10 protein-coding genes and 1 pseudogene are annotated in these 10,642 nt (G+C 43.5%); 7 read left to right on the top strand and 4 right to left on the bottom strand.

Annotated features, from left to right (window positions below; translation table 11 throughout):
• Window positions 1–164: 164 nt before the first annotated feature.
• A pseudogene (locus GOB58_RS12425) lies at window positions 165–323 on the top strand (transposase); the annotation flags it as partial.
• On the opposite strand, the gene GOB58_RS13410 reads toward GOB58_RS12425, so the two are convergent.
• The gene (locus tag GOB58_RS13410) at window positions 256–396 is read right to left on the bottom strand and encodes a hypothetical protein (protein ID WP_173560320.1); all 141 of its coding nucleotides are present in this window, start codon (window positions 394–396) and stop codon (window positions 256–258) included. The pseudogene GOB58_RS12425 and the gene GOB58_RS13410 sit on opposite strands and share 68 nt — an antisense overlap.
• 46 nt (window positions 397–442) lie before the next feature.
• Entirely contained in the window at window positions 443–2,197 is a 1,755-nt protein-coding gene (locus tag GOB58_RS12415) for a glycosyltransferase family 2 protein (RefSeq protein ID WP_173560400.1), read from the bottom strand.
• Between the two features lie 141 nt (window positions 2,198–2,338).
• Between GOB58_RS12415 and GOB58_RS12410 the strand changes: the two genes are divergently transcribed.
• A protein-coding gene (locus GOB58_RS12410; RefSeq protein WP_173560399.1) for an IS5 family transposase occupies window positions 2,339–3,102 on the top strand; the annotation gives its coding sequence in 2 pieces (ribosomal slippage) (window positions 2,339–2,672 and window positions 2,672–3,102; 765 coding nt in all).
• A gap of 205 nt (window positions 3,103–3,307) precedes the next feature.
• Here GOB58_RS12410 and GOB58_RS12405 read toward each other — a convergent pair.
• Entirely contained in the window at window positions 3,308–3,655 is a 348-nt protein-coding gene (locus GOB58_RS12405) for a tyrosine-type recombinase/integrase (RefSeq protein ID WP_194299728.1), read from the bottom strand.
• A gap of 188 nt (window positions 3,656–3,843) precedes the next feature.
• On the opposite strand from GOB58_RS12405, the gene GOB58_RS12400 reads away from it, so the two are divergent.
• The 5 genes from GOB58_RS12400 to GOB58_RS12375 all read left to right on the top strand — a co-directional run bounded on the left by GOB58_RS12400 (window position 3,844) and on the right by GOB58_RS12375 (window position 7,995).
• On the top strand, window positions 3,844–3,960 hold the full coding sequence (locus GOB58_RS12400) for a transposase (RefSeq protein WP_242005345.1): 117 nt from the start codon (window positions 3,844–3,846) through the stop codon (window positions 3,958–3,960).
• 199 nt (window positions 3,961–4,159) lie between these two features.
• Entirely contained in the window at window positions 4,160–5,038 is an 879-nt protein-coding gene (locus GOB58_RS12390; RefSeq protein WP_173560397.1) for an ABC transporter permease, read from the top strand.
• A 155-nt stretch (window positions 5,039–5,193) separates the two neighbouring features.
• On the top strand, window positions 5,194–5,817 hold the full coding sequence (locus tag GOB58_RS12385) for an ABC transporter ATP-binding protein (RefSeq protein WP_265793332.1): 624 nt from the start codon (window positions 5,194–5,196) through the stop codon (window positions 5,815–5,817).
• A gap of 46 nt (window positions 5,818–5,863) precedes the next feature.
• The gene (gene glf, locus GOB58_RS12380; RefSeq protein ID WP_173560395.1) at window positions 5,864–7,015 is read left to right on the top strand and encodes a UDP-galactopyranose mutase; all 1,152 of its coding nucleotides are present in this window, start codon (window positions 5,864–5,866) and stop codon (window positions 7,013–7,015) included.
• A complete protein-coding gene (locus GOB58_RS12375) occupies window positions 7,015–7,995 on the top strand; it encodes a glycosyltransferase (protein ID WP_173560394.1) in 981 nt (326 codons plus the stop codon). Before glf ends, GOB58_RS12375 begins: the two co-directional genes overlap by 1 nt.
• A 147-nt stretch (window positions 7,996–8,142) precedes the next feature.
• On the opposite strand, the gene GOB58_RS12370 is transcribed toward GOB58_RS12375, so the two are convergent.
• Window positions 8,143–10,302, bottom strand: coding sequence for a Hint domain-containing protein (locus GOB58_RS12370; protein WP_173560393.1), 2,160 nt, complete (start codon window positions 10,300–10,302; stop codon window positions 8,143–8,145).
• Window positions 10,303–10,642: the final 340 nt, after the last annotated feature.

Raw genomic sequence — 10,642 nt, 5'->3', positions numbered from 1 at the left:
ATAGTTCGGAATTTATACATCTTAAAAAAACCGAAAATCAGAGCCCCATCAGCTTCTTCCAACTTTGCAACAGAGCCGTCCTGAGCCTAGAGGGTGTTATGCACTTTGCGTAAGTATTGCAGAACAAATGAAAGAATAATTCACGTAAATCATATCTATCTGATATCAACGAAGAAGAGTGGTCTCTGATTGTTCCTTATCTTCTTCTTATGAAGGGAGATGCTGAGCAACGCCATCATGAACTGCGGGAGCTGCTCAACGGTCTTCGTTATGTGATCCGTTACGGTATTGCGTGGCGGGCGATGCCGAACGATTTTCCTTCGTAGGCTGCGGTTTACCAGCAATCCCGGCGCTGGATGAAAGAGGGATACACACCATAGCCTTCGCAAATTTCATGCTGAAAAATGCAGCCAGACTGCTCACGCAAAGTGCATAACACCCTCTAGTTTTTGTTAGAAAAAAATATCTTCCTCCAAAAATTTTCACTTGTTAAATGATTAAGAGAATTTTTATAATCTGATTTTAATTTATTAAAATTACGATAAAAATTAAAAGACACCTGTCCGAAATCACAGAGATTTTTAAAAAATTTCTTTTTATTATATTCTGCAGTGTAACCTAATTTTTCAGGTGTTATATAGATAACGCGTTTATAACGAAAAATACGACGAAATACGGCATGAAAACTTTTATTTTCTATAACTGTTTTATTTTTTATTAAAAAAGTAGGAAGTAAAAAACCATTCAATGTCAGAATCCGAAAAAACCGCCGTTTTTTACTTTCCTGTAAACCTGGGCCAACTTCTGCTCCGGCGGGTATCTGCACGGGTTCGCATTTCTCACCTGGCGCAATGCAAGATAAATGCTTGCGTACTGCTGCCATATCAACATTATCTTCCCAAAAGTCAGGACCTTTTAACACGTCTCTTACAGATTCAATAAATGCCTGCGCACCACTATAATTGTAAGACATATTGGCCGTTATAACGCACCCTAGAGTGGTTCGTAACATCTTCCATTTACTGGTATCGGTGCCAAGTATCAGACACATCAGATGCGCACGCAAACTCAGATAACGATTAATCGTACTTTCTTTTACACCAAAATCATCAGCCCAACCGCCAACACCATTTAACGTCATAATTTTGAATGAATTTATAAGCCCAAACAGCATATCATCCCCACGAACAAAAAATGGAAATGAAAAATGTTCAACGTCTTTTATCCGAAAAGCAAAATGCCACCATCCACCATATGTGACAGACTCATCTGTTTCTGCCACTAACAGGTCGTGAACATTGCGCATATCCAGCCCATGCTTCAGGTTAATAACCCCGGTACCCTCTATACGCGCACCTTTTTCATGCAAACGAAAAGGCTCTACCTCACGTAGCATTGACCCTGCAACGGCTAATTTATCAACTTTACCATATTCCAGAATATGGAGTGTTCGGCATATGGACTCTATTTCACACGACGCATCATCATCCATAAACAGGCAATGAGTGAAATCATTATCCTTTAAGTGTAATAATCCGCGGGTAAAACCACCAGATCCCCCCAAATTTTTACTCGAAATAAGGGTAGATTTTCCTTTCTCTGCATCAGAAATATTTTGAGAATTATCTACAATAATCAACTTAATATGTTTTTTATAATAAGAATCATTTAACAATTCTTCTGAAATACGACGAATAGCCGGAAGAACATAATGTTTACGATTAAAATGGGTAATAACAATGCCAAGCTTCACATTATTTTTAGGCTTTTCTCTGGTATAAAAAAAACCGCTTGTTATTTCCGCTTTCGAAAGTGCGCGCACTTCCAGATACAGCATACCTTCATGAAGGTTTTTCCAAAATGGCAGGTCAATTTCATATGGTTTAGCTGAAAGTTCTAAATCTTTTTCATATAACCACCGATGCTGATTGTCTAAAGCATATAAACCAAGACGAATGCGTACTTTTCCTTGCCCAGCTAAGGCCAGACCAAGATCATCTATCTGGCAGTTTGTTTTCCATGGTTTTACAGATAATGAATTAAAAAACGTATCAAAAGTAGCTATTCCATATTCAATGAATTCTATGGATTTCTTGTTAAGGGAAGCATAAGCTTTTTTATTATCTCCCCTAAAGTACATTTCTTCAGGAGAAACTATCCCAATGCTTGGAAATACAAAATTCTGGATTTTATACATTGTAGCCTACTCATAAAAAGAGATCATTAATATATGATACAACTATTTACCGCACAAACACTATCTAGGCTCAGGACCTGTTAATTTATTGAACTGAGCGAGAGATTGTGATTCACAGGCTTACCGATGGAGGATGAGCCTGTGAGTGACGTATTTTTACTGTCTGAGAGCCAGATGAAGCGGATTGAGCCGTTTTTTCCTCTTGCACACGGCGTGCCCCGCGTGGATGACCGGCGTGTTCTGAGCGGGATCGTTTATGTGATCCGCAACGGGCTTCAGTGGAAAGATGCTCCCAAAGCGTATGGCCCGCACAAGACTTTATATAATCGCTTTATCCGGTGGAGCCGCCCGGGTGTCTTTGACAGGATCTTTAAAACCCTGGCAGAACAGGAGGGCCGTTCAAAACGCCTGATGATCAATGCGACGCACCTTAAAGCGCATAGAACGGCAGCCTCTCTGCTTAAAAAAGGGCTTTTCCCCGCCATATCGGGCGAACAAAAGGCGGTCTGAACTCAAAACTTCATGCTATCTGCGACAGTCAGGGGCGACCAGTCCGACTTTATCTGACTGCGGGACAGGTCAGTGACTTCAGAGGCGCAGACGTGCTTCTGGCAGATCTGCCCGGTGAGACAAAAGAAATCATCGGGGACAGAGGCTATGATAGTGATACAATCAGGCAGTCTCTCACAGAGCGCAACATCACAGTCTGTATTCCCCCGAAAAAGAACCGGAAATTCAAGCCGCCTTACGACTGGCACGTGTATAAAAAACGCCATCTGATCGAAAACATGTTCGCAAAGCTCAAAGACTGGCGACGCGTGGCAACACGATACGATCGATGCGCTCATACTTTCATGTCCGCAATCCACATCGCAGCAAGCTTCATCTTCTATCTCAAAGAATGAGTCCTGAGCCTAGTTATATGCGGGTAAAGTCCAGGGTATAACCAGGTTTCTGTGGAAAGAGTCCAGATCCAGTGGGGAAAGAGTCCAAATTTTTTTTGTGCTTCAGGTTGTTAAAAACAGATGTGGAAAGAGTCCAGGTGGGCATGGGCCGATCCGGAATAATTGGAGTGTTATGTATAATTGTAAATCATATGAGAAAAATTATTCAGAAGCGTAATTTTCCCAGATGTCTCTCTTTAATGCTCGCTTCGTCTATGTAGGTTTCAACGACTTGCAGACTTTTATGTCGGGAAAATCGTTTTAATTCAAGAAGGTTATATCCGTCTTTGGCACCGGTACTGATTGCTCCACGCCGAAGGCTATGGTCTGAAAAATCGCCTTCGAGACCCGTTACTTTGCACCATTTTTGGATGATGTCTGCAACGGCTCTGTCGGAAAGTGGTGTAGAGCCAATTTTGGGCCGGGTAAGAGTAGGGTAGGGAGCTATTTTGTTCTTTTGTGAGGGGCATATACGTCGAAAAATTGTTCCATCGCTGAGATTGGCAGCTTTCAACCATTTTTCATACGCTCTGACCGGGCAATTGCGGGTTACGCCTCGTGGAATACCGATTAGTGTTCCTAGAGGCTGTTATGCACTTTGCGTAATTATTGCAGAACAAATGAAAGAATAATTCACGTAAATCATATCTATCTGATATCAGAGAAGAAGAGTGGTCTCTGATTGTTCCTTATCTTCTTCTTATGAAGGGAGACGCTGAGCAACGCCATTATGAGCTGCGGGAGCTGCTTAACGGTTTTTGTTATGTAATCCGTTACGGTATTGCGTGGCAGGCGATGCCGAACGATTTTCCTCCGTAGGCTGCTGTTTACCAGCAATCCCGGCGCTGGATGAAAGCGGGATATACACCATAGCCTTCGCAAATTTCATGCTGAAAAATGCAGCCAGACTGCTCACGCAAAGTGCATAGCACCCTTTAGACTTCGCTTGCATCTGGGTTGCATTCTGTTAGGTAGAGTGCATGGAAAATAGTACTGTCTTCCGGAGGTTTCTATTATCATGAGTGAACTTGCGCAGCCTGAAGCGCACCGCAGATATTCTGCAAAACGCCAGTCTACGTTAACGGCTGACAAAGGATGGATGCAGCGATTTGGTTTGGTGTGGAGCGACCTTCAGGAGGGTGCTAAGCTATACAGGTTAGTCTGGACACTTGCTTGTTCAGACATCAAACTGCGCTACAGAGGTTCGCTTATTGGGCCATTCTGGCTCACGCTCTCAACAGCCATTCAGATTGGGGCAATGGCTTTCCTGTATGCTGACCTGTTCCACACAGATATTCACACATATATACCGTTTCTGGCAGTTTCTCTTGTTCTGTGGGGTTATCTTAGCTCGCTCACGAGCGATGGATGCATCTGCTTTAGTGCATACGACACCCTGATTAAAGGGACGCGCATGCCTTTTATAGTACATGTCGTCAGGAGTGTTATAAGGAACACCATCATTCTGCTGCATAATGTGGTTGTTATTGTGGCTGTGTTTGTGTTGATGGGTAAATCTCTTACCTTTTATAGTCTGGCCGCCATTCCTGGTTTTCTGCTTTGGTTAATTGACGGGGTTGCAATCTCATTTTTACTGGGCACTATTTGTGCCCGCTTCAGAGATATTCCTCAAATTGTTGCGGCCATCATGCAGGTCGCCTTTTTCATGACACCTATCATGTGGCAGGCCACGACCCTGAGAGGACACCCGGGTACAGAAAGCGTTGTTTTGTATAATCCGTTTGTTTATATTCTCGATGTGGTACGTAATCCTCTTTTAAATGAGCCACTTAGCGCATTGTTTGTGATGAAGGCTCTGGTTATTTCGGGGTTACTGGTGCTCGTGTCTTTGGTCAGCTTTGCCCGCTTCCGCGGACGCATTTCATTTTGGGTATAAGTGGAATGGCATATTTAAAAGCTTCCGATATCTCTATTGATTTTCCTTTATATCACACTGAAAACAGATCGCTGAAGAAAGCCCTGTTAGGCCAGGTTTCTTCCCGTTTTGGTGTCGATAAAAAGAGCCGTCCGGTTGTACAAGCGCTCCGGGATGTGTCGTTCTCACTCAAAACGGGGGACAGGCTGGGGCTGGTTGGAAGTAATGGCTCGGGCAAAACAACGCTTTTGCGCACCTTGTCTGGCATTTATCAGCCAACAGCAGGAACGCTGTCGATGGAAGGAAAGCTTATTTCCCTTCTTGATCCGCAGCAGGGCATGAATATGGAACTGACAGGCTATGAAAACATACGCCTGCGAAGCTATTATCTCGGACTTTCCAAATCTGAAAGTCAGATGTTCGAAGAAGATGTGGTCGGGTTTACAGAGTTAAATGAGTTTTTGGACATCCCGGTAAGGAATTACTCATCCGGTATGATAGTACGTCTGGCTTTTGGTATGGCGACCGCTTTCTCCCCTGAAATTTTGCTGATGGATGAATGGATTTTAGCCGGGGATGCGGCTTTTATGGCGAAAGCTAAAAAGCGGGTAGAGGGAATGGTGCAACATGCTGACATTCTGGTGCTTGCCAGCCATTCCCCCTCCATTCTGGCGGAGTGGACCAACCGGCTGATCTGGCTTGATGGAGGACGGATTGTTGCTGATGGCCCCGCAATGGAAGTGTTTGAGTCTTACCTGCCCAGTCAGGACTTTCAACAGCTGCTCAAAACACGCCCCTGAATAGGCGTGTCCTTGTCACAAGTGATCAAATAAAGAGTCAGGCATAATGAAAAAAATAGCGATTGTTGGAGCGGGTTTTTCAGGGAGCGTCATCGCACGGGAACTAGCCGAGCGGGGGTATTCCGTTGATGTGTTCGACAGCCGCGAGCATGTTGCAGGTAACTGCTACACAGCACGTGATGCTCAGAGCGGCATTATGCTGCACGTTTATGGTCCACATATTTTCCATACCAGTAATGAGCGTGTATGGGAGTATGTGCAGCGATTTGACCGTTTTATGCCCTTTATTAATCGGGTTAAGGCGCATGCGCGTGGGGAAGTTTTTTCCTTGCCGATCAATCTTATGACAATCAACCAGCTTTTTAACAAACAGTTCTCGCCGGCGGAGGCCCGGGCCTTTATTGCAGAACAGGGCGACCAGAGCATTACTGAACCGCGTACGTTCGAAGATCAGGCGCTGCGTTTTGTTGGCCGGAAGATGTATGAAACTTTTTTCCGTGGCTACACCCGCAAACAATGGGGCCTTGAGCCTTCTGAACTGCCGGCTAGTATCCTCAAGCGCCTTCCTGTACGCTTTAATTATAACGATAATTACTATGGTAGTAAGTATCAGGGGATTCCTGAACATGGTTATACCTATATCGTTGAGCGTATTCTGGAACACACCAATATTCGCGTACACCTCTCCACCAGCTTCAGCCGTGATCAGGCGCAGGAATATGCTCACGTCTTTTATAGCGGTCCGATTGATGCATGGTTCAATCATACTGAAGGTCGCCTGAGCTACCGCACACTAGACTTCGAAACAGTGCGTGCCGAAGGCGACTATCAGGGCAATCCTGTCATTAATTATTGTGACGAAGATGTGCCATGGACGCGTGTTGCTGAGCATAAGCACTTTACGCCATGGGAAGAGCATGACCAGACGGTTCTGTTCCGTGAACATAGCCGCCTGTGCGATGAAAATGATACGCCCTATTACCCTATACGCCTCGTGCACGATAAAGCTCGCTTGCAACGGTATGTTGAGCTGGCAAAAGCCGAACAAGGGGTCACGTTTGTAGGTCGTTTAGGCACATACCGTTATCTGGATATGCATATTACCATTGCAGAGGCACTGGATGTAGCCGAGCAGTTTCTGACGGCGCAGGATGCCGGTAATCAGGCTCCCACCTTTTGTATTGACCCGCTTGCATAATGTCCTCAACCCACACTCTCCCTCGTGTTACAGCAGTTATTGTTACTTATAACCGCCTCGAAAAACTGCAGCAGACAGTGCGCAATACGCTTGCTCAGCCTTTTTTCAGGGTTGTTGTGGTCAATAATGCGTCTACCGATGGCACAAAAGCTTATCTGGATAGCTTAGATGACGTACGTCTTGATATTGTGCATGAAGCAGTTAACAAAGGCGGCGCAGGCGGATTTGAGTGCGGGTTTGCTCATGCGTTAAAAAACGGAGAGGCAGAGTGGCTTGTCTGTTTTGATGACGATGCTTACCCAATGCCTGATGCTTTGGCCCGGTTTGCCGCATTAACTCCAGGTGACGATGTTGGCGGAGTGGCGGCGGCGGTGTATTTTCCAGACGGTCGAATTTGCTCAATGAACCGACCTGGACAGAATATTTTTCGCTCACCCCGGACCTGGCTTTCAGCTTTTTTCCGCCGTTCAGGTGCACTTGGTCTGGGAGATATCGCCTATAGCGGTACACAACCCATACCAGTTGCATTTTCTTCGTTTGTCGGACTATTCGTACGTTGCCCGGTAGTGAAAGTACTGGGGCTGCCACGGTCTGATCTGTTTATTTACCGTGATGATTCCCTGTATACACTGTCATTGACGCAAGCAAACTATAGCTTGCTATTCGCTCCTCTTGTTCGGTTTGTACATGACTGTGCAACGCCTTCTTCCGGAGTGAGGGTTTATCATCCTTTGTGGAAGGTCTACTATATTGTACGCAATGATCTTCCGTTTTTTCGTCAATTAGCCGGGCCCTATTTTCCCTTAATCCTACCTTTGCTGATTATCAAATTTCTGGCTTCTACCCGCCATTATGATCGTCCGATGATGTTTCTGAAGGTTTTTGCCGTAGCAATCGCAGACGGGTTGCGTGGTAATTTTTCGCGTTCTCACGCCTGGGTTGTCGCGTATGGGAACAGTCAGGTTAAATCTGAGGATTAGTGACCGCGCCATAGGCCCTGATATTCAGACAGCAAGAAAACGTCACTCACAGGCTTACCGATGAAGGTGAGCCTGTGAATCATAACCTCTCGCTCAGTTCAATAAATTAACAGGTCCTAAACCTAATAGCTTTTCAATTCTCCCGGGTTAGGCTTGAATAGCAGATTGTTCTGGTAATCTATCTTCTAAAATATATGGACCTCCTGCATGGATATCTATTGCCATCAAAGCAATACTACCCATCGGACGTTGCCCCAGCTTCAGAAGGGCATTACCCTTTGTCCAGCGTGCTGTCTCATTTTCTATATTATTCCACCCTGATAGTTCAGTATCCTGCAGGTGCTCTGTCAGTGTAATAGTTGTATCTCTTTCACAGAGCATCACGTTGCCTGCCAGAACACCAAGATTCCGGCGGTCATCAACAAACGGACCAATGACATCACAGGGACGACTGGCATTAGAAACAAGCCGAACTCTCTCAATACCAGCAGGTATCATAAACATTACCCGGCCATCGCTCTCGCGGATCCGGCATATTTTCGCACCTGTTTCAGTAACAAGGTGAAAATTCGTATCGTTTGTTAAAATGCTTTCCGGTGTCTGTAAAACGAACCCCTGTTGCTCTGCCCGCAAGGATATTGCATGAAAAACAGGCTCAACAAATTCTCTCGTTACATTAAGCGGAGCCGCAGCATCGGCCCAGGTTATTTTACGCGGAATGTTTAGCGAAACAATTTTTCCTGCCTGACGAAACCCACTGTAATTTTCTGTATTCAGGAAGGATTCAGATAAAGCACCATTAGCTGTTAGAATAGCATGTTTTTCTGTTTCAATATGATAAACCAGAAACTGGGTAAACGAACGATCATAAATAACAGAACGACCATTTACTAACATACGAACCGGTATAAACTGACCATTAATCAGCATACAATGCTCAGAGGTTACAAGCAGATCCTGCGCTGGAATGCCATTATCAAATGCATTCTTAAAAATACGTACCGGTGCACCGGCTTCATCTCCGGCAGCAGCGCCTGTAACATTTACAGGACTGGATCCAGCCCAGACGATCTTCATCGGAACACTCGCGCCAGTTGTAATGTCATGCGTCAGAACAAGATCACCAACTTCAAGTTTTTCGACAGCGACTTCACCTTCTGGTGTAAGAATCATAGTACCGGGAAGATAACATGATGTCAGACCAGAATACGTAATGACTCCATTATCACTATCAGAGAACTCACCTGTGTAATTTTCACCTACGTCATATTTATATGTTTTTCCAGATGTAGTTGTGAGTGTTAGAATTCCACTATCTTTATCATAAGTGACAGTTCCTGATATACCAACATTTATACTATCTTCATTACTGAATCCACGAATTTTACCTGTGAATGTTGCTGGTATCGAACTAATATTTAAGGTGTTTTCACCACCCTCAAAATTAAATGTCTGACCTAAAGCTGTTCCATTTTGGGCAGATAAAGTAACAGTAGCACCATTAGAAAGATTAATATTTCCATCTCCGCTTATATCTTTATTAATTGTTAATGTCGTGCCAACAGCATCTATTGATCCTGTATTAGTTATTGTTCCAGTGGTATTAATGGCAATATTACCACTACTGGAATCTGCGGAAGTTAAAGATAGAGTCCCTGAATTGTTAAGTCCTCCTGTTCCTAAAGACCAGATTGACGTCGAACCTGCGGGGTAGGATAAGCTCAGTGCACCACTATTTGTAACGCCGCCACCAAAGTTAAAATTAATAGTCGAGCCTGATGAAGCTCCTGAATTATCAATAGTAAACGTACCTGAATTATTTAGTGTGGAAGAATATCCATTCCCCCACACAGATGTCATGCCAGAACCACTTGTCTCAACAATTTTAATTGTTCCCAAGTTAGTCATAGATGAGACGTTTGAGGCAGTTACAGTGCCTCCTCCAGCTGAGGTTACATCTATGGTACCATTTGTGCCGTTTATAATATTTCCATATAAAAAAGATATGGTCGGGCCAGACGTTGTATCTGCCTGATTGTATATTATTTTTCCATCATTACTAAGTGAATTGCTTGAACTTGAACCAAGATAAAAAGAATTTCCAGAAGATGATGGCGTATAATTTATAATTCCAGAGTTATCGAGATTACCATTTATAGTAACGGTGGATACTGCCGTCGGTGTAAATATAAGACTACCATCGCTTGAATTTGTTAATGTATCTGACGATGAATTCAATGTAACAGAATTTGTATAATCTTGTTCTGTAGAGTTTGTTCCGCCACTTCCAAAAAGATCACTACTCATAGTTACTACCCTTTCAATTTTTAATTTCTATATTATTTTATAGGTTTTATTTTCTTCATTGAATTTTCTCTTTTAATTAAAAAGAAAAATATCAAACATATTAAATTTTATTTATAATTACTCTACTAGTTTAATTTTGTCAAACGATAAATAAAAAGTTAATTTTTGTCAAAAAATTCAATATTCTGAGCCAAACATCATACTTTAGAATTAATTGACGATGATGAACTAGGCTCAGGACCTGTTAATTTCTTGAAGTAAGCGAGAGATTGTGATTCACAGGCTTACCGATGGAGGATGAGCCTGTGAGTGATGTATTTTTACTGTCTGAGAGCCAGAT

This window comes from Acetobacter thailandicus (genome assembly GCF_011516655.1).
In the GTDB taxonomy this organism is placed as follows: domain Bacteria; phylum Pseudomonadota; class Alphaproteobacteria; order Acetobacterales; family Acetobacteraceae; genus Acetobacter; species Acetobacter thailandicus.
The sequence above is the reverse complement of the archived record's forward strand: the minus strand, read 5'-3'. Positions and strand labels throughout refer to the sequence as shown.